Origin of the sequence: Novosphingobium sp. AAP83 (genome assembly GCF_001295795.1) — a bacterium.
Lineage (GTDB): Bacteria > Pseudomonadota > Alphaproteobacteria > Sphingomonadales > Sphingomonadaceae > Novosphingobium.
Map to the genome: position 1 here is coordinate 1 of NZ_LJHY01000039.1, position 17361 is coordinate 17361.

The 17361-nt window shown below is 61.2% G+C and carries 21 protein-coding genes; 19 read left to right on the top strand and 2 right to left on the bottom strand.

The genetic code is table 11. From position 1 onward, the window contains the following. The coding region (locus tag IP81_RS15820) for a hypothetical protein (RefSeq protein WP_197274668.1) at positions 1 to 427 on the top strand (427 nt) is incomplete at its 5' end. A 76-nt stretch (positions 428 to 503) separates the two neighbouring features. On the opposite strand, the gene IP81_RS15825 is transcribed toward IP81_RS15820, so the two are convergent. Further along, positions 504 to 770 (bottom strand): hypothetical protein, encoded by a 267-nt coding sequence (locus IP81_RS15825; RefSeq protein WP_054108982.1) that lies wholly within the window; start codon positions 768 to 770, stop codon positions 504 to 506. A 211-nt stretch (positions 771 to 981) separates the two neighbouring features. After that, positions 982 to 1782, bottom strand: coding sequence for a flagellin (locus tag IP81_RS15830; protein WP_054108983.1), 801 nt, complete (start codon positions 1780 to 1782; stop codon positions 982 to 984). A gap of 239 nt (positions 1783 to 2021) precedes the next feature. Between IP81_RS15830 and IP81_RS15835 the strand changes: the two genes are divergently transcribed. From IP81_RS15835 to fliS, 18 genes are all read left to right on the top strand, one after another. Continuing rightward, positions 2022 to 3290 (top strand): sigma-54-dependent Fis family transcriptional regulator, encoded by a 1269-nt coding sequence (locus IP81_RS15835; RefSeq protein WP_054108984.1) that lies wholly within the window; start codon positions 2022 to 2024, stop codon positions 3288 to 3290. Then, the gene (gene fliE, locus IP81_RS15840; RefSeq protein ID WP_054108985.1) at positions 3287 to 3658 is read left to right on the top strand and encodes a flagellar hook-basal body complex protein FliE; all 372 of its coding nucleotides are present in this window, start codon (positions 3287 to 3289) and stop codon (positions 3656 to 3658) included. The genes IP81_RS15835 and fliE overlap by 4 nt, the downstream gene beginning before the upstream one ends. Before the next feature lie 4 nt (positions 3659 to 3662). Continuing rightward, the gene (gene fliF / locus IP81_RS15845) at positions 3663 to 5387 is read left to right on the top strand and encodes a flagellar basal-body MS-ring/collar protein FliF (protein WP_054108986.1); all 1725 of its coding nucleotides are present in this window, start codon (positions 3663 to 3665) and stop codon (positions 5385 to 5387) included. Beyond that, positions 5384 to 6403 carry a flagellar motor switch protein FliG gene (fliG, locus tag IP81_RS15850; RefSeq protein ID WP_054108987.1) on the top strand — a complete coding sequence of 340 codons (1020 nt, stop codon included), beginning with the start codon at positions 5384 to 5386 and terminating at the stop codon, positions 6401 to 6403. Before fliF ends, fliG begins: the two co-directional genes overlap by 4 nt. Then, a complete protein-coding gene (locus tag IP81_RS15855; protein ID WP_054108988.1) occupies positions 6396 to 7025 on the top strand; it encodes a FliH/SctL family protein in 630 nt (209 codons plus the stop codon). Before fliG ends, IP81_RS15855 begins: the two co-directional genes overlap by 8 nt. Then, positions 7019 to 8338, top strand: coding sequence for a FliI/YscN family ATPase (locus IP81_RS15860; RefSeq protein WP_054108989.1), 1320 nt, complete (start codon positions 7019 to 7021; stop codon positions 8336 to 8338). The genes IP81_RS15855 and IP81_RS15860 overlap by 7 nt, the downstream gene beginning before the upstream one ends. Continuing rightward, entirely contained in the window at positions 8338 to 8769 is a 432-nt protein-coding gene (locus IP81_RS15865) for a hypothetical protein (protein ID WP_054108990.1), read from the top strand. The genes IP81_RS15860 and IP81_RS15865 overlap by 1 nt, the downstream gene beginning before the upstream one ends. A 35-nt stretch (positions 8770 to 8804) precedes the next feature. Next, the gene (locus tag IP81_RS15870) at positions 8805 to 10079 is read left to right on the top strand and encodes a hypothetical protein (RefSeq protein ID WP_054108991.1); all 1275 of its coding nucleotides are present in this window, start codon (positions 8805 to 8807) and stop codon (positions 10077 to 10079) included. A 47-nt stretch (positions 10080 to 10126) separates the two neighbouring features. Further along, the gene (locus tag IP81_RS15875; RefSeq protein WP_054108992.1) at positions 10127 to 10717 is read left to right on the top strand and encodes a flagellar basal body-associated FliL family protein; all 591 of its coding nucleotides are present in this window, start codon (positions 10127 to 10129) and stop codon (positions 10715 to 10717) included. Between the two features lie 34 nt (positions 10718 to 10751). Beyond that, positions 10752 to 11645, top strand: coding sequence for a FliM/FliN family flagellar motor switch protein (locus tag IP81_RS15880; protein WP_054108993.1), 894 nt, complete (start codon positions 10752 to 10754; stop codon positions 11643 to 11645). Between the two features lie 25 nt (positions 11646 to 11670). Beyond that, positions 11671 to 11982: a flagellar motor switch protein FliN gene (gene fliN, locus IP81_RS15885; RefSeq protein WP_054108994.1), complete on the top strand. Its 312-nt coding sequence runs from the start codon at positions 11671 to 11673 to the stop codon at positions 11980 to 11982. Continuing rightward, positions 11982 to 12272 (top strand): flagellar biosynthetic protein FliO, encoded by a 291-nt coding sequence (locus IP81_RS15890; protein WP_054108995.1) that lies wholly within the window; start codon positions 11982 to 11984, stop codon positions 12270 to 12272. The genes fliN and IP81_RS15890 overlap by 1 nt, the downstream gene beginning before the upstream one ends. A gap of 26 nt (positions 12273 to 12298) precedes the next feature. Then, complete coding sequence (gene fliP, locus IP81_RS15895; protein WP_054108996.1) at positions 12299 to 13045, top strand: flagellar type III secretion system pore protein FliP; 747 nt, start codon at positions 12299 to 12301, stop codon at positions 13043 to 13045. 71 nt (positions 13046 to 13116) lie between these two features. After that, a complete protein-coding gene (locus IP81_RS15900; RefSeq protein ID WP_054108997.1) occupies positions 13117 to 13389 on the top strand; it encodes a flagellar biosynthetic protein FliQ in 273 nt (90 codons plus the stop codon). A 19-nt stretch (positions 13390 to 13408) separates the two neighbouring features. Continuing rightward, positions 13409 to 14182 carry a flagellar biosynthetic protein FliR gene (gene fliR / locus IP81_RS15905; RefSeq protein WP_369800777.1) on the top strand — a complete coding sequence of 258 codons (774 nt, stop codon included), beginning with the start codon at positions 13409 to 13411 and terminating at the stop codon, positions 14180 to 14182. Between the two features lie 16 nt (positions 14183 to 14198). Beyond that, positions 14199 to 15362: a flagellar biosynthesis protein FlhB gene (locus IP81_RS15910; protein ID WP_054108999.1), complete on the top strand. Its 1164-nt coding sequence runs from the start codon at positions 14199 to 14201 to the stop codon at positions 15360 to 15362. A gap of 5 nt (positions 15363 to 15367) precedes the next feature. Further along, complete coding sequence (gene fliD / locus IP81_RS15915) at positions 15368 to 16807, top strand: flagellar filament capping protein FliD (protein WP_054109000.1); 1440 nt, start codon at positions 15368 to 15370, stop codon at positions 16805 to 16807. After that, complete coding sequence (fliS, locus tag IP81_RS15920) at positions 16807 to 17190, top strand: flagellar export chaperone FliS (protein ID WP_054109001.1); 384 nt, start codon at positions 16807 to 16809, stop codon at positions 17188 to 17190. The genes fliD and fliS overlap by 1 nt, the downstream gene beginning before the upstream one ends. Positions 17191 to 17361 lie beyond the last annotated feature (171 nt).

Genomic DNA, 17361 nt, shown 5'->3' on the forward strand with positions numbered 1-17361 from the left:
ACACGCAGAACCGCAAGATATTGCTGGAATTGAAAAACTTCCGAATCAGGGTCTGATGAAATCAGTGAAGATCATTATCAAGGCACGGTTTTTCACCTTGGCCGTAATCGCCGCACTGGCAGCGCAGGTACCAGCGTTCGCACAGAAAATGCAGCACCCCCACATCTTCAACATCTATGTCTCAGTCCCTGTGGGACATGGTCAAGATGTTGAAATCACCGCCGCCAAGATAGCGGAACTCGAACAATGCGGGATACCTGCTATTAGCGATTACACAGATCGCTACAGCGGATTGGTTGGCGATCTTTTGATTGCGCTCACGGGGCCGCATTTAGACTTGGCAACGGCAAGGGCCGAGTTACAAAAAGCCAAAAGTTGCGGGATCGACGGCTATACCAAAAGGGCGACATTCTTGGGCGGTGAGTGAGGTAATCTCTGGAATTACGGCAGCAGGTGAGAACATTCCCATTTGGTTGCTTGCTGATCAGGGGGTTTTGGACCTTTTACCGTAGAACCCGTTGCCAAAGCACGCTGAGCGATGCGACGCTCCATCGTGCCACTGTGAACGCGCCGACGGTTGCCAGTGTGGTGATGACATAATTGCCCACGGTTCCTGCATGGATCGCCGGGATGCCGATCAGGATTACGAGCATTGCCGCTTTTACCAGCGGGGGGAGTTCCTCTGTATTGCCCCAGCTTTTGATCAGCCCGCGCTTCCCGCTTTCCACCAAAGCACCGATCGTTGCGCCCAGAACAATTGCTTCGATCATTGTTGTACTCGCTCCGTCAGAGATCACGGTGACAGGGGACAAAGCCCCTGCTTGGCGTGTTGTTGTTGGTGGGTTTAGGGGCCTGTCATTGATATTCCGATAATCCGGCAATTCTCATCCTGCCCCCGGCACAAGAAAAACCCGGCGACCCGTGAGGGCCGCCGGGCTGGTGACGCGCGCCTGGTGGAGGCAGGCGCTGGTCGATTCAGGTTTAGCGCAGCAGCGACAGAACGTTCTGCTGGCTCTGGTTGGCCTGGGCGATCATCGCAGTTGAAGCCTGCGAAAGGATCTGGGCCTTGGCCATTGCCGTGGTTTCCGACGAGTAATCAGTATCCTGAATACGCGAACGGGCGTCAGACAGGTTGGTGATGTTGTCGTTCAGGTTGTTGACCGCGGATTCCAGACGGTTCTGGCCTGCACCAAGCTGTGCGCGAGAGGCACTTACTGAGGCGAGCGACGTGTCGGCAGCGGTAATCGCGGTTTCTGCGCCTGCGACAGTGGTAACGTCAAAAGCAACTGCAGCAATGCCCTTACTGACGATGTCAACTTCGTCAGCAATTTCAGCACCAGTCTGGATCGTGAATGTCTGATCGGTGGCACCGAACAACTCCTGACCGTTGAACTTGGTGTTGGTTAGAACATCATTGATTTGCGTGGTCAGCTCTTGGACTTCAGCATCCATAGCTTCGCGATCGGTATCTTGATAAGTGCCAGACTTTGATTGTACGGCCAATTCACGAACGCGCTGCAACATGTTGGTGACCTCACCAAGCGCACCTTCTGCAGTCTGCGCAAGGCTGATGCCATCGTTGGCGTTGCGAACGCCTTGGCTCATGCCTTTGATTTGCGAGGTCATCGTCGTCGCAATGGCAAGGCCTGCGGCGTCGTCTTTGGCGCTGTTGATGCGCTTGCCGGTCGACAGGCGTTCCATCGCCGTGCCGAGCATTTTTGCAGCCGAGTTCGACGAATTGGTCGCCTTGATCGCGCTGATGTTGGTATTGATTACCGCCATGATTCCAGTCTCCGGTTGGGGTGGTGTGTTTCCCGAAAGGACTGCCGGGCCAATGGATGAACGCGGCTGTCAGGACAAAGACCGGCAAAGCTGCGCCGCTTTTAACCCCACCCCCGGCAAAAGACTGCCGGACATAGGTATTGGCACTAGGGGTTTCTCGCCCCCTTAAAGTTTCAACCTGTTTGTCGGTTACGCGCGAAACAAGAGCCTCAGGTTTTTTGGTTAACAGGGGTTTGGAAATGATTCGCGATTGCGGGGCTCTTCGCTTCACAGATGCGGCGGCAAAGGCACATGCGGCGCTGGTTCAGCGCGCGGCAGCCGTGCTTTCAAGCTATGGCGCAGACGGAGAGGTGATGCTGGCGGACGCTTTCGAAGGCGCTGCCACCGATCCCCGGCGGGCGAGCGTGCTGCTGGAGCGGTCTTCCACGCCCGCGATGGTGCGCACGCCCGCCAGCCGCCAGACGGTGCTGCGTTATAGCGATGGTGCAGGCGAAGGGGCGCTGGCCGCTTTGCTGGCATCGGCTGCCCGCCCCGGCGCCCCGATTGCCGCCGATCCTGAAAGCCTTTCGATCCTTGCTTTGGCCGAACGCATTGCCGCCAGCGACATCCCCGTCCTGATCAACGGTCCCACCGGCACCGGCAAGGAAGTGCTCAGCCGCTTCATTCATGACCGGTCATCGCGCAAGAACAAGCCGTTTGTAGCGATCAATTGCGCGGCCATGCCCGAAGCGATGCTGGAAGCACTACTGTTTGGACACCAGAAGGGCGCGTTTACCGGCGCCAATGCCGCCAGCGAAGGCTTCTTCCGTGCGGCAGACGGCGGCACGTTGCTGCTGGATGAAATTGCCGAGATGCCGCTGACGCTTCAGGCCAAGCTGCTGCGCGCGCTGCAAGAGGGCGAAGTTGTGCCTTTGGGTGCGACCCAGCCGATCAAGGTGGATGTGCGGGTTATCGCCTGCGCCAACCGCGATCTGCCGCTGGAAGTGGAAGAGGGCCGGTTCCGCGCCGACTTGTTCTACCGCCTGAACGTATTCCCCTTGGCGCTGCGCCCTTTGAGCGAACGGGCGGATGATATCGCGCCGCTCGCCTTTGCGATGGTGCTGCGCCACAGTGCGCACAGCCCTTGGATTGCGGACGAGACGCTTGATCTGCTCGCCACGCATTCCTGGCCGGGCAATGTGCGCGAGTTGGAAAACGTGATCCGCCGCGCATTGGTGCTGGCAGGCAATGCCCCAGTGCTGATGCCAGAACATATCGCGTTTGACCGCCCTGCCCGCCTGATCTCCGAACCGGTGCAAACCGTGGCGACAGGCGATAGCAAGCTTTCGAACATCGTGCAGATTTCGGAATCGCGCGCCATTCTGGCAACGCTGGATGCCTGCAACGGCAGCCGCGTTGCCGCCGCCCGCCAGCTTGGCATATCCGAACGCACGCTGCGCTATCGCCTTGCCAGCTTGCGTGAGGCCGGGATCGAAGTGAACGGCCGGGCCGTAGGTGGCCGGCGATGAGCAGTATTTCAGGCATTGGCGGACGCGCCTCGGGCATCCAGGATATCATGGCGCTGCGCCAGCAGATCATGGAGCGCTCGCAACTGCTCCAGCAGGTCAAGACGCCTGATGCCTCCGGGGCCGCCGTGCCTTCCAGCGGCATCGCAGGCGGCAGTTTTACCGACACGCTGAAGGGCGCGCTGGAAAGCGTCAACGCCGCACAGCAGAAATCGAGCGCGATCACCGAAGCCTATGAAAAAGGCGAAGTGGTGGACGTGGCCAAAGTGATGCTGGCGCGGCAGGAATCGGGCGTCGCGTTCGAGGCCACGCTGCAAGTGCGCAACAAGCTGCTCAATGCCTATCAAGACATTATGCGGATGGGAGTCTGATTAAATGGCTGACACCGATCCTGCCGGACCAACCGGTTTTGGCACGCTGACCGATCCCGCAGGCGGCAGTATCGGCAACCGCGCCAAGACGTTTCTGGGCCAACCGGCTGTGCGGCGCACGCTGCCGTGGTTTGCGGGCGTTTCTGCCGCAGGGCTGACAGCAGTGCTGTGGATGGCGATGGCCCCGGCCCCGCAACGGATTCTCTATAGCCAGCTTTCCGATAGCGAACGCGGCGAAGTGGTGGCCAGCCTCGAAAAGGCGGCGATCCCTTACACGATCGACAATGCGACCGGTTCGTTGAGCGTGGGCGAGGACGATCTTTATCGCGCGCGCATGGCGGCCGCGGCCGATGGCGCGGTCGCGACGCCCGAAACCGGGCTGCAATTGCTCGACAAGTTGCCGATGGGGGCCAGCCGTGGGCTTGAAGGGCAGCGTTTGAAAGCCGCGCGCGAGCGTGAGCTTGAACTGACGATCATGGAAATTGACGGCGTCGAAAGTGTGCGCGCCCATCTGGCCGAGCCCGAAAAATCGGTGTTCGTGCGCGAGAATGTGGCGCCGACGGCTTCGGTGATGGTCAAGTTGAAGCGCGGCCGACAATTGTCGGAAAGCCAGGTGCGCGCGATCACCAATCTGGTGGCAGGGTCCGTACCAGGTCTGTCGATTGATGCGGTGCGCGTGGTCGATCAGCATGGGCGGCTGCTATCAGAAGCCAATGGCGTTGATGGTGACCGGCTGGAACTGCAGCAGCGCATGGAAGAGAAGTTGCGACTGCAAGTTTCGCAATTGCTGACGCCGATGCTGGGCGAAGGCAGCTTCTCGTCCGAGATCCAGGTCGATCTTGACATGGATCAGGTGACATCCGCGCGCGAGACCTATGAGAAGGAAGGCGTGGTCCGTTCGGAAACGAACAGCGCATCGCAACAGGCCAATGCCGCACCGGCGCAAGGCGTGCCGGGGGTTACCGCCAATACGCCGCCACCTGCGACCACCGCACAGCCCGGCGCTCCGGCAGGTACGCCTGCCGCGCCTGCGGCTGCTGGTGGGAATGGCGAATCCAGTTCAACCAAGACATATGAGCTTGGCCGCGAGGTGGCGGTTTCCAACCAGACGCCGGGCAAGATCAAACGATTGTCGGTGGCCGTTGCACTCAGCCAGGAAATGATGGCCAAGGCAAAGCCCGCAGACATCGAAGCGATCAAGCAATTGGTGAGCGCAGCCGTGGGGGCAGACCCTGCGCGCGGCGATCAGGTGGCGGTGCAAGTGCGCGCTTTCAAACCCGCGGTAATCGAGCCTGCGCCGTTCTGGGAAACGCCATGGTTTGCCACGATCCTGCGCAATGCCGTGGCGCTGATTGCGGTGCTGATGGTGCTGCTGCTGGGCGTGCGCCCACTGATCAAGGCACTGAAGAAAGAGCCTGCGATTATCGAGGAAGCCAAGGCAGAGACGAAGAAGCGCAAGAAGGGCGCTGCTGCCGATGAAGAGGAAGATGAAACCGCTGAAGGCGAGAGTGAGGGCGAGGAACTGCCCGAGCCGATTACCGCCGATGAAATGGCCGAAACACTGCAAGTGGCGCAAAATGCCGAGACCGGCAAAGTCGATCCCGAAGCGCTGGCGCGGCAGGTTAGTCTGGCCCAGCGGCTGGTGGTTGAAAAGCCGGATAATGCACTCGTCGCGCTGAAACAGATGCTTAACACCCCAGAAGACGAAGCAGAGGAGGCCGCAGCATGAGCGATATGGCCGAAGCCCCGATCATTTCCGATCCCGAACGCGCCGCTGTGATGGTGATGCTGCTGGAAGATGACCAGGCCGCGCAAATTCTGGCGCAGTTGGAGCCTGCCGAACTGCGCCTGCTGGGCGAAAAGATGTGCGCGCTGGGCGAGATTGGCCCGGTAGCGATTGCCCAAGCCATTGCAGGCTTTGTGGAAAAGACCGAACGGCTGGGCCTGATCGCGCATGACCGCGTGGGGCAAGTGCGCTCGCTGATGACGCGCGCGGTGGGTGAGGTGAAAGCCGATAGCCTGATGCAGCGCATCTTGCCCGATGATACTTCACGCAACCCGACAATCGAACTGGCGCGCTGGCTGACCCCGCAAGTGATCGTGCCGCTGATCCGCGATGAACATCCCCAGGCGATTGCGGTGCTGCTGGTGCAGCTTGATCCCGAGGTGGCCGCCGCCGTGCTGCATTCTTTGCCAGACGAGATTCAAGGCCAGGTGGTGCACCGCATCGCCACATTGGGGCCGGTTGCGGCGGAAGCGATTGCGATGCTGGAGGAAATCCTGAACCGCAGGATCAGCGAAAGCCACGGCCAAGCCGCGCTGGCGATGGGTGGCCCGCGTGAGGCAGCAGATATCATCAACGCATCGGCGCGCACGGTGGAAAAGCGCGTCATGCCCGAAATTGCCAAGCAGGACCGCCAGTTGGCCAAGGCCATCGAGAACGAGATGTTCAAGTTCGAGCACCTGTATGTGCTGGATGACAAATCGATGGGCGCGTTGCTGCGCGAAGTGGACAGCGATGCGCTGATCGCCGCCTTGAAAGGCATTGCCGAGGACCAGCGCGAAGTGTTCTTGCGCGCCATGTCGAGCCGCGCGGCCGATGGTGTGCGCGATGAAATTGCCGGACGTGGCCGCATGAAGATGGCCGAAGTGATCGAAGCGCAAAAGGCCATGGTTGCCGCTGCCCGCCGCTTGTCGGCAGAAGGCGTGATCGTGTTTGGCGCAGGCGATGATGATTATGTCTGAACCTTTGCGCGCGGTTTCGCTGGCGGACCTTGGCATTGCATCAGCCGGGTTTGCACACGACCGCAGGTTTTTCAAAGACTTGGTGAGTATTCCAGCCCCGCCGCCCATATTGGAGGAGCCAGAGGCGGAACTGGAGGACGAGGTCGAGCCGCACGACCCCATCGCCGAGGCATGGGCGCAAGGCTACGCCCGCGGACTGGGCGAAGCGCAGGAGGCCGCAGCGCAATTGCTGGCTGACGAGGAAATGGCGCGCGCGAGGATCGAATTGTCGATCACCAAACTGGATGCGGCGATGCAGGCGGACTTGCGGGACCGGTTGCGCGAAACGGTTGAGGCCTTGTGCGAGGCCGCGATTGCGCCCGCTGCGCTTGATCCTGACGGGTTGGCGCGACGCGTGGAAGTGGCCGCCGCAATGCTGGCGCGGGCGCAGGATGAACGCGTAATTCGCTTGCATCCCGAGGACTTGGCGCTGGTTGCTGCGAGGTTGCCCGAAGACTGGCACTTCATTCCTGATGCCACGTTGACGCGTGGTGCGGTGCGGGTTGAGGGGGCATCGGGCGGGGTGGAGGATGGGCCTGACCAGTGGCGACAGGCAATTGCGGAGGCGCTGCGCCAATGCTGAATTTGCTGGACCAAGCGCTTGATAATTATGCGCTTTCACAACCCGATTTCACGCCGCCAAGATATGGTCTTTTGGTGGCTTGTGATGGCGGAATGCTGGAGGTTTCCGGTCTTTCGGTGCCGATTGGCACGCAATGCCGCATCGCGCATGGATCAGGTTCGCTGACGGCAGAGACCATCGGTTTTCGCAACGGCCGCACGCTGATGATGCTGCTGGGCGATCCCGTTCTTCTGCGCCCCGGAGCCAAAGTGCGCCCCGAAGGCCGCCCCGGCATGTTGCCGGTGGGCGAGGCATTTCTGGGCCGCGCGATTGATGGCGAGGGCAAGCCGATTGACGGACTTGGCCCGATCCATCACCGCCGCGAATGGCCAGCGGGTGGCGTGCGCTCTGCCGCTCTGGACCGGTCACCGGTGCGCGAACGGTTTGATACCGGCGTGCGGGCGCTGAATGCGCTGACCACGTTCGGGATCGGCCAGCGTATTGGCATTATGGCGGGATCGGGCGTGGGCAAATCGGTGCTGCTGGATATGATCGCGCACGGGGCCGAGGCCGAAGTGGTGATCGTGGGCCTGATTGGCGAGCGGGCGCGCGAAGTTTCCGATTTTGTCGAGCGGCACATGCAAGGGACCAAGCGCGAGCGGTCTGTGATTGTGGCGGTGCCTGCCGACCATGCGCCGAATTTGCGCATCCGTGGCGCGATGCTGGCCACCAGCCTTGCCGAATACTTCCGCGCGCAAGGCAAGCGCGTGCTGCTGATCATGGACAGCCTGACCCGCGTGGCCCATGCCGGGCGCGAAATTGCGCTGCTGCTGGGCGAACCGGGGGCCGCGCGCGGCTATCCGCCGTCATCCCTGGCCACGATTACCAAGCTGGTGGAGCGCGCAGGCAATTCTGCGCAGAGCGGCGGTTCGGTGACCGGGCTTTATACGGTGCTGGCCGATGGCGACAATCAGGACGATCCGGTGGTGGACACCGCGCGTTCGATCCTGGACGGGCATATCGTGCTGTCGCGCGATCTGGCGCAGCGCGGGCAATATCCCGCGATTGATATTGCCGCATCGCTGAGCCGCGTGATGAACGACATTACCGCCCCCGAACATCAAACCGCCGCGCGCACATTCCGCGCGCTAGTGGCGAGTTACGAGGCGAACCGCGATCTGGTGCTGATGGGCGCCTATCGCACCGGCGCCGACCCGCAACTGGACCGCGCGATTGTGATGCACGATGCGCTGAGCGGCTTTATCAGCCAGCCGCAGCGCGAGATCGTGCCGATGGATGATGCCACCGCCGCGCTGATCCGGCTGATGGGCTGATGAAGGCCGAGCGCACAAGGCTGGCGCGGCTGAAACGGCTGGAGCGCATTCGCGACATTGCGCGGCGCAATGCGCTGGCCGAAGCGGGCAAGGCCGAAAGCACGCTGGCGCAATTGCAAGGATTGGTTGACCGCACTGCGCGCCTTTCAGCCGAATATGCCGCGCGCACAGATATGCCCGATGCCCATGCCTTGCAGCAATTGCGGCAATTTGTGGCAGGGCTTGACCGGATCACCACCGGCACCCGCGCCGATGCGGCCAATGCCAAAGTGATTGCCGATACCAAAGCGCAAGAAGCCGCAGCGGCAGAGCGCAAGCGCGCAGCCGTGGAAGAACGGGCCGAGGCGCAAGCCCGCCTGATCGCGCAAAAAATTGCCAATGCGCAAACACCCTTAGGCAAACGCAAGGCAACTGGCACGGGTCTTGAATAGGTAAGGTTAACGCCCAAGCGACGGAGCCTTTGCCGATGTTCGATCCTGCTGCCATTTCCCTGACATCAGCCCTGAACCCTGGCGCAATTCCGGCCAATGCGGTGATGCTGGAAAATGCCGGTACGTCTGGCGATGCAGCAGAACCGGCGCAATCCGGCGGGTTTGAAGCCTTGCTGGCGCTGCAATCAGCCCAAACTCAGATCGCTTTGCCAAGCAATCGCATCGCGCAGCAGACCGTCGCCACAGTGACCCTGCCGACACTGGCCCAATCACTGGCGCAACCGGCAACCGGCAAGAGTTTGCCGGATGCGGCAATGCCGCTTGCCGCTTTTGCCGGGGACTTGGCGGAAACGCCTGATGAGGACCGCCCAGAGGACGAGGTGGCGGCTTTGGCTTTTATTACAGACCCCGCAGTGCTAGCATCGATTCTCGCCGCGCCCGAGCGTTTGGCCGGTGACAGCACCCAGCCGGGCCGGTCAACGGCAGCAACCGCGCCGTACCTTATGCTCGTGCCTGAGCCAATCACACAGAATCCGGCACCATCTGCAAAGCCGGAACTGGCCGCCAACGCTGCGGTTATTGCCTTGGCGCAAGCGGCGGTAATCGAACTTGATCCGGAGGCAATGCCGGTTTTGTCGCAGGAGGCCGCCGATAGCATTGCACCTGCGGTGAATGTAGCGGCGCAGCTCCAGACCCGTCCGGCACCAAGCGCGCGCGCCGGAGCCAAGGCGCAAGAACCGGGCATCGAGCCGCCGGTTATCGCGGTGCCGTCGGAGGCTGTGAAAGACTTGGCCGATGAGGCCGCGCTGCCAGAATTGCCCGAAGAGATGGCCTCGCCCGTGATCGCCCGCGCAACAGAACCCGCGCCAGCACAGGACACGGCGCCAGCAGGCCGCGCCGAACCGCGCGCCGAACGCGTTGATTTTGCGACGCTGGTCGAAACGCTGAACCGCGCGCGCGAAGAGGCATCGCCGGGCACGGTTCGCGTATCGCTTTCCCATGCCGATTTCGGGCGGGTTTCGATGCGGTTCGAACAGGATGACAAGGGCCTGTCTGTGGCGATGAGCAGCGCCGATCCCGGATTTGCCCGCGCGGTTACCGCATCAAACGAAGCGGCATCGGGCGCAACGTCATCGGACACCCCGCGCGGCCAATCATCGCAGGCCAACACCGGCAGCAGCGCGCAGGGTGAAAACAACCGCCAGCCGCAAGGCCAGCGCGCAGACACGCCCGAACGCCCCGCCGCACAGTTGCGCGATACGCTTCGCCGCAAGGATGATGCCGGTTCGGAAAGCGACATCTTTGCCTGACATTTGCGACATTCAAACCCTGAATTTCAAATCTTGAGAGAACCCGCATGAGCGACAAGGAAGACAAGCCCAAGAAGAAGAAGGGCGGCGGCATGATCATGAAGATCATGATCCCCGTTGCCATGCTGGCCGTGGGCGGTGGCGGCGTGTTCGGCCTTGTTGCAGCTGGCGTGATTGGCGGCGGCGGCCATGCCGAAGTCAAAGAAGACAAGAACCCCAAGCTGATCCGCAAGGGTGAGGTCGACCCTTATGCGCCGGTGGCCAAAGAGGGCGAAGGCGAAGGCGGCGGGGCCGATGTTGACGGCGAAGGCGGGAGCGAGTTCCGCACCGTCTATTACAACTTCCCCGAGGACTTCACATCGAACCTCAAGGATTCCGAAGGGTTGCTACAAGTCAACATCGCGGCATCGACGCGGCGCGATTACCGTGTGATCTTGTGGATGAAAAAGCACGAAATGGCAATCCGGTCTGCCGTGCTGATCGCCATTGCCGATACGCCCGAGGAAGAAGTCTATTCCCCCGATGGCAAGGGCCGCCTGCAAAAGCGCCTGACGGCAGCGATCAACAAAGTCCTGACCGATACCGAAGGGTTCGGCGGGGTTGATGCGGTCTACTTCAAATCCTTCATCGTCCAGTAAGCTTGCCAGCAACCGTGAAAGCCACTATTCCACAATGAAACCAGAGCGCGCCTTCATTGCCGAACGTGCCTTGGCCCAGCACGACCCTGTCCTGCTGCGCCCCGGCCCCAGTGTGGGCGATCTTGTGCCTGCATTGGCACGGATGAGCGAGCGCATGGCCCGCACGCTGCGCGGCGCGCTATCCCCGTTGCTGGGCGGGAGTGAGCCGCAGATCAATCCGATGAAGCCGATGCAGACGGATTTTGCCGACTTCTGTTCGGAAATCCCGCGTCTGGCCGCCAACAGCCTGTTCCACATCGGCAGCGCGCCATTCATGGTGACAATCGAGGGCGAGAATGTGTTGCGCCTCCTGGACCGCGCCTTTGGCGGCCCCGGCGATACGCCATCATCCTTGCCCAAGGAATTTACGCTTTCGGCAGAGCTGCTGATCGAGCGTGTGGAGCAGATCATCGCGGCCTGTCTGGCGCTGGCGCTGGGCGGATCGACCGGCGGTGCGATCCGTGCGGTGCGGCGCGAGTCGGCTTATGCCAACCTGCAAGCGATGCCCGATAGCACGCAAGTTGCAGGGCTGACCTTTAACGTCAACGAACAAGGCCGGATGCCCTGGGGCATATCGCTGGCGTTCCCGATTGAGACGCTGGCGCAAGTTTTTGCCCATGGCGAGACGACCACGCGTCCGCCACGGCCACCGCGCGGCCCGAATTCGCCAACGCAAGCACCGTTTTCCGAACTGCCCATCGAGGTGACCGCCGTGCTGGTGGACATGGCTTTGCCGCTGGCGACCATTTCGACGCTGGAAGTGGGGCAAATCCTTTCTGTGCCGATTGCGCGCAGCGTGCCGCTGATCGTGGGCGGCAAGCCATGCGCGCATGGTTCCATCGGCGCGCTGGATGATCGCGTTGCCATCCAGATCAGCCAACTTTCCTGAATTACTTTGTAAAAGGCCCGACCCAATGACCTTCCAACCGCGCGGTTTTGATTTTCTCAAGGATGTCGACGTCCGCTTGACTGTCGAACTTGGCCGCACATCGATGAAGTTGAAGGATGTGCTTACCCTCAGCGAGGAGTCCATCGTCACGCTGGACCGGATGACTGACGAATTGCTGGATGTGATGGTCAACGGCAAACTGATCGCACGCGGTGAAGTGGTGGCACAAGGCGACCGCTTTGGCCTGCGCATCGTCGAGCTTTTGGGCACTGAACCCGATGCAGGCCCTGCACCTGCCCCTGCGCCCAAACGGGCCGCGAAAGGGGATGCGTCCTGATGTTCTGGTACATTTTAAAGCTGCTGGTACTGCTGCCGTTGATCGGCGGATTGGCATGGGCCAGCTTGAAGTTTGCCAAGCGGATGGAGGGCAAGTTTTCGGGCGGCACCGGGCCGAAATCGGTGCGGATCATTGAAACGCAGATGCTTTCCCCCACGCTGCGGTTGGCGGTGCTGGAATTCCACGGGCGCGAAATTCTGGTTTCAGCGGGCAAGAACGGCATTGTCCGGCTGGCCGAAGCCCCATCGCGGACCAAAGCGGACGCGGTGGAAGAGGAGGCGGTACAGTGAAGCGCCTTCTTACTGCCATAACAACCATGCTCGTGCTGTTGCCGCATCATGCGATGGCGGCGGTGGCCCCTTCGCCCGAACCTGCTGCGATGTCGGGCGCGCTGGACCGCGCGTTCGGGCAGATGGCGGGCGCGCAAAGCGGTGGCACGCTATCGCTATCGTTGCAGCTTCTGCTGGTCATGGGTCTGCTGACGATCCTGCCATCGCTGGTGCTGATGATGACCAGCTTTACGCGTATCCTGATCGTGCTTTCGATCCTGCGGCAAGCCATGGGCCTTCAGCAATCGCCGCCCAATCAGGTGCTGGTGGGGCTGGCGCTGTTTCTTTCGCTGTTCATCATGGGGCCAACGCTGGACCGGGTGAACGCCAATGCGATCCAGCCCTATTCCACCGGACAAATCGGCGCGGAACAGGCGTTCATCAATGGCGGGCGCGAGTTTCACACGTTCATGATCCGCCAGACGCGCGAGACGGATTTGCAGATGTTTTCATCCATGGCCAAAGCGCCCAAATTCGCAACGCCCGCCGATGTGCCTTATTCGATCCTGCTGCCCGCATTCGTGACCAGCGAATTGAAAACCGCGTTCCAGATCGGCTTCATGCTGTTCCTGCCATTTCTGGTGATCGACCTTGTCGTATCATCGGTGCTGATGAGTTTGGGCATGATGATGATGAGCCCGACTATCGTATCGCTGCCGTTCAAGCTGCTGCTGTTCGTGCTGGTGGATGGCTGGGCGCTGCTGATGGGCAGCCTTGCCGCGAGTTTTGGATAGCCTCTGCCCGCCCCTGACCCCTCCCTCCTTTGACAAGCTCAGGATGAGCGGGAGGGGAAGTAGGACCATTTATGGAAGATACCGCATCCCTTCTTTCGCTAGCGGACCGCATGTTGTGGATCACCGCGCTGGTGGCAGCGCCGGTGCTGCTGGCATCGCTGGCCATCGGCCTTGTGATCGGCGTGATCCAGGCCGCCACATCGGTGAACGAGCAGACGCTGACGTTTGTGCCCAAGCTGGCGATCACCGCCGTTGTACTGGTGGTCTTTGGCGGCGCGATGTTGGGATTGATCGGCGATTTCACCAAGGAAATCTTCGACCAGATCGCGCTGACCGGCCGGTGAGGACACGCCCGTGATCCAGATGAACTTCGGCTTTGGCGCGCTTGAGGCCGATTTCTGGCGTTTTGTGTTTGTGATGACACGGATTGGCGCAGCGATGCTGGCCGCCCCGTTGTTCGGCATGGCAACCGTGCCCTATCAGGTGCGCGTGGTGGTGACCGGCGCGATTGCGCTGATGATCTGCGCTTGGACGCCGGTGGTCGCCCCACCCGCGCTGCTATCGCTGGCCGGCATGTTGAGCGTGGCCGGTGAAGTGCTGCTGGGCTTGGCGCTGGGCTTTGTTCTGCAACTGACCTTTGCCGCGCCGACGCTGGCCGCTGAAATCATCGGCGGCGGTATGGGCATGTCGATGGCAACAACCGCTGACCCGGTGAGCGGGGCGAGTTCGCCTGCGCTGGGCCAATACTTTGCGGTGGTGCTGACGGTGATCTTTCTGGGCACGGGCGCGCACCTGAACTGGATTGCGCTGCTGGTGGAAAGCTATGCTGCATTCCCCCCCGGCTCTTCCTGGTTTGTGCCCGAGCGGTTTGAACAGATGACGCAGTTTGCCAGCATGATGTTCATCACCGCGCTGCTGATCGCGCTGCCGGTGACGCTGATCCTGCTGCTGGTGCAAGTGACCACCGGGATCATCAGCCGGTCGGCGCCTGCGCTCAACCTGTTTTCGCTGGGCCTGCCTGCGGGCGTGCTGGCAGGGCTGGCCGCGATGGTGGCAGCCGCGCCGCTGCTGACCGACTTCATGATCGATCTTTCCGCAAGTGCAGTGGGGCAAGCTGCCGCGCTGCTGGCGCAATAGGGGGGGGCCTTGAACGATGGCCGAGACTGAGGGCGAGAAGTCCTTTGCCCCTACAGAGAAACGCAAAAAGGACGCGGCCAAAAATGGCGACGTCGTCCGCTCACGCGATCTGGCGACGGCGGTTGGCGTGCTGGTGGGGGCGGTGTGGCTGAAATTTGCAGGGCCGTGGGTGTTTGAGGTGATGCAGGACACCTTGCGCGCATCATTGACGATGGACCGCGCCGCGATTGAGGATTTCAACCCGCGCAAGTTGCTGATCGGCGCGCTGATCGTGGCCTTGCCGCCGGTGTTCCTGCTGGGCGGACTGGTGCTGGCATCATCGGTATTTTCCCAAATCGGCATGTCTGACGGGCGCTGGATCCCGTCAAATCTTGCGCCCAAGGCATCGCGGATCAACCCGCTATCGGGCCTGAAACGCATGTTTGGCGCGCAGGGCTGGATCGAGCTGGGCAAAGGCCTGGCCAAGCTGGCGCTGATGGGCACGATTGCGTGGGTATGGGCCTCGGGCGAGCTATCGAAGCTCATCGGCTTTGGCCATGGCGATATTCACGGGCAACTGGTGATGGCGTGGGATGCGATCACCTCACTCGCCTTTGCGCTGGCCTATGGCCTGATCATCATCGCGATGATCGATTTCCCGATCCAGTGGCTGCGCCGCTTCTTCCGCCTGCGCATGACGCTGCAAGAAGTGAAAGACGAATCCAAGGAATCCGAAGGATCGCCCGAACAGAAAGCCGCGATCCGCCAGAAGCAGCGCCAGTTTGCGATGGGTGCGATGCAGGCCGCGATGCTAAAAACGCAGTTCGTGATCACCAACCCGAGCCACTTTTCGGTGGCGATGACATATGACCCCGATCTTGCCCCGGCCCCAGTGGTGCTGGCCAAAGGGCGCGGGGAAAAGGCGCTGGCGATGCGCCAACTTGCCGCCGAAATGAGGATTCCCACGCTGGAAATCCCGCCGCTGGCGCGTTCTGTCTATTTCACCACGCGCGAAAACCAGGTGATCCGCGAGGATTTGTATTCCGCTGTTGCGGTGGTGCTGGCGTTCGTGATGTCGCTGAGGCGCGGCGAGGCACCGGTCATGCCATTGATCGACGTACCCACCCATATGCGGTTCGACGCAGAAGGACGTCCCGAGCTTGTAGCAAGCCTTAACACGCGCGTGGCGCAACCGTCCTAAGACCTATGGAAACCACCTCAGCCACTTCGTCGAGCTCGGCAACTGCCCAGATCATATCGTCGCTGGGCGCGGGCAGCGGTATCAACACCTCGCAACTGGCCGAACAGCTGGCCGCAGCGCAATTTGCATCGCGCAAGGATTTGCTTGCTGCCAAAAGCGAAAGGCTGACGGCGCAGATCTCGAGCGCGTCCAATCTGCGTTCGCTGATGTCGACGCTATCAAGCTCCATCGGCTCGCTGATCCGCACGGGCGATCTTGCGGTCAAGCCGTCCATCGCCAATGCCAATGTTGCCAGCGTTTCCAAAGGCACCGCCACCGGCAGCGGGTCTTACTCGCTTGAGGTGACCAGCCTTGCCAATTCGCAACGGCTGGTAATGCCAGCCTATCCTGCATCCACTTCGACGGTGGGTTCGGGCACGCTGACGCTGCGGTTTGGCACCATATCGGGCAGCAGCTTCAACCCTGATGCAACCCAGACGCCGGTCGATATCACGATCGCTGCGGGCGCAACGCTGGCAGACGTGGCCACGGCAATCAACGCATCGGGATCGGGCGTCAGCGCTTATGTTGCCAATGGTGCAGCGGGCGCGCAACTGGTGCTGAAGGGCAAGGAAGGCGCGACCAGCGGCTTTGTGCTTGAGGCGACCGAGACCGTGGGCGATGAAGGACTTGCCAATCTGGCGTGGACCCCTGCTGCCGATATCAGCCGCTTGAAAGGCACCGCCAGCGATGCCGCCTATACCATCGACGGCGTTGATTATACGGCCAAAAGCAACACGATCAACGATGTCTTGCCGGGCGTGAACCTGAAGCTGACCGCCACCAACATCGGTGCGCCGACCACGATCACTTTCAGCGATCCGTCGGGCAACATTTCATCGGCGATGACCGATCTGGTCGATGCGCTGAACGAAGTGGCATCGCAGCTCAATTCGGCGATGAACAAGGATTCGGGTGATCTCAACAACGATCCCAGCGCGCGTGCATTGCGCACCGCGCTGATCACGCTGGCCGGAACCAAAGTGATGCCAAACGCAGCGGCAGACGAACCTTCAACTTTGGGCGACCTTGGCCTGAAGATCGAACGCAATGGCACGTTTGTGCTCGACGCTGACCGGCTTGCTGCAACGCTGAAGGACAAGCCGCAAGCAGCAGGCGCGATGTGGACCACCGGCGTGTTCGGCGTGTTCGGCACGATGGACAGAATCGCGCGGGCAGCCTCGTCCACCACCGGCGGGGCTTCGCTGGGCAGTTCCATCACGCGCTATACCGCGTTGCAAAAGTCGGTCGGTGAATCGGCAACGAAGCTGACCGAAAAGCAGGAAGACATGCGCCAGCGCCTCGTCTCGCGCTTTGCCGTTATGGATGGCCGGGTTTCCGGATCGCAATCCACCCTCTCCTTCCTCAAGGCGCAAATTGACGCCTGGAATTCGAGCAAGAACTGATGCTGCACCACCGCAACGATCCTTCGGAAGCCTATCGCCGCGTCGATTTCGACGCACGCGTGCGCGGCGCGGATTCACGCCAATTGGTGGACTTGTGCCTGGAACAGGTGATCGGCTCTGTCGGCCGAGCGATCCATGCTTATGAACGGCAGGACAATGCCGCCAAGAGCGCGGCGCTGACCCGCGCGGTGGCGGCGCTGACAGCATTGCAAATGGGGGTTGATGGCAGCAACCCGACCGCGCAAGCGCTGACCCAGTTGTATCAATCCGCCCGCAGCGCCATTCTGGATTGCGTGACGCGCTTCAACGGCCCCAAGCTGATGGAAATCCGGCAGGACTTCACCGAAATCCGCGAGGCCATGCTACGCAGTATTGCGGCCTGATACCAAGACCGACGTCATTGTGCTTTACGCCACAATTTCGCAGCAGCAAAGAACCAGCAATGTAGATGTCCCTTTTTTGGTCACGCCAGCAATCTAAACCCTTACAGCCAAGATATTTGCCGCTATTGGTTAACGAATATTTTGGTTTAGATTCGCTTGATTTACAGTGAT

Excerpts from the sequence above, each read along its gene's own strand:
- IP81_RS15825 (WP_054108982.1), bottom strand. The coding sequence starts at position 770 with ATGATCGAAGCAATTGTTCTGGGCGCAACGATCGGTGCTTTGGTGGAA.
- IP81_RS15830 (WP_054108983.1), bottom strand. The coding sequence starts at position 1,782 with ATGGCGGTAATCAATACCAACATCAGCGCGATCAAGGCGACCAATTCG.
- IP81_RS15835 (WP_054108984.1), top strand. The coding sequence starts at position 2,022 with ATGATTCGCGATTGCGGGGCTCTTCGCTTCACAGATGCGGCGGCAAAG.
- fliE (WP_054108985.1), top strand. The coding sequence starts at position 3,287 with ATGAGCAGTATTTCAGGCATTGGCGGACGCGCCTCGGGCATCCAGGAT.
- fliF (WP_054108986.1), top strand. The coding sequence starts at position 3,663 with ATGGCTGACACCGATCCTGCCGGACCAACCGGTTTTGGCACGCTGACC.
- fliG (WP_054108987.1), top strand. The coding sequence starts at position 5,384 with ATGAGCGATATGGCCGAAGCCCCGATCATTTCCGATCCCGAACGCGCC.
- IP81_RS15855 (WP_054108988.1), top strand. The coding sequence starts at position 6,396 with ATGTCTGAACCTTTGCGCGCGGTTTCGCTGGCGGACCTTGGCATTGCA.
- IP81_RS15860 (WP_054108989.1), top strand. The coding sequence starts at position 7,019 with ATGCTGAATTTGCTGGACCAAGCGCTTGATAATTATGCGCTTTCACAA.
- IP81_RS15865 (WP_054108990.1), top strand. The coding sequence starts at position 8,338 with ATGAAGGCCGAGCGCACAAGGCTGGCGCGGCTGAAACGGCTGGAGCGC.
- IP81_RS15870 (WP_054108991.1), top strand. The coding sequence starts at position 8,805 with ATGTTCGATCCTGCTGCCATTTCCCTGACATCAGCCCTGAACCCTGGC.
- IP81_RS15875 (WP_054108992.1), top strand. The coding sequence starts at position 10,127 with ATGAGCGACAAGGAAGACAAGCCCAAGAAGAAGAAGGGCGGCGGCATG.
- IP81_RS15880 (WP_054108993.1), top strand. The coding sequence starts at position 10,752 with ATGAAACCAGAGCGCGCCTTCATTGCCGAACGTGCCTTGGCCCAGCAC.
- fliN (WP_054108994.1), top strand. The coding sequence starts at position 11,671 with ATGACCTTCCAACCGCGCGGTTTTGATTTTCTCAAGGATGTCGACGTC.
- IP81_RS15890 (WP_054108995.1), top strand. The coding sequence starts at position 11,982 with ATGTTCTGGTACATTTTAAAGCTGCTGGTACTGCTGCCGTTGATCGGC.
- fliP (WP_054108996.1), top strand. The coding sequence starts at position 12,299 with ATGCTCGTGCTGTTGCCGCATCATGCGATGGCGGCGGTGGCCCCTTCG.
- IP81_RS15900 (WP_054108997.1), top strand. The coding sequence starts at position 13,117 with ATGGAAGATACCGCATCCCTTCTTTCGCTAGCGGACCGCATGTTGTGG.
- fliR (WP_369800777.1), top strand. The coding sequence starts at position 13,409 with ATGAACTTCGGCTTTGGCGCGCTTGAGGCCGATTTCTGGCGTTTTGTG.
- IP81_RS15910 (WP_054108999.1), top strand. The coding sequence starts at position 14,199 with ATGGCCGAGACTGAGGGCGAGAAGTCCTTTGCCCCTACAGAGAAACGC.
- fliD (WP_054109000.1), top strand. The coding sequence starts at position 15,368 with ATGGAAACCACCTCAGCCACTTCGTCGAGCTCGGCAACTGCCCAGATC.
- fliS (WP_054109001.1), top strand. The coding sequence starts at position 16,807 with ATGCTGCACCACCGCAACGATCCTTCGGAAGCCTATCGCCGCGTCGAT.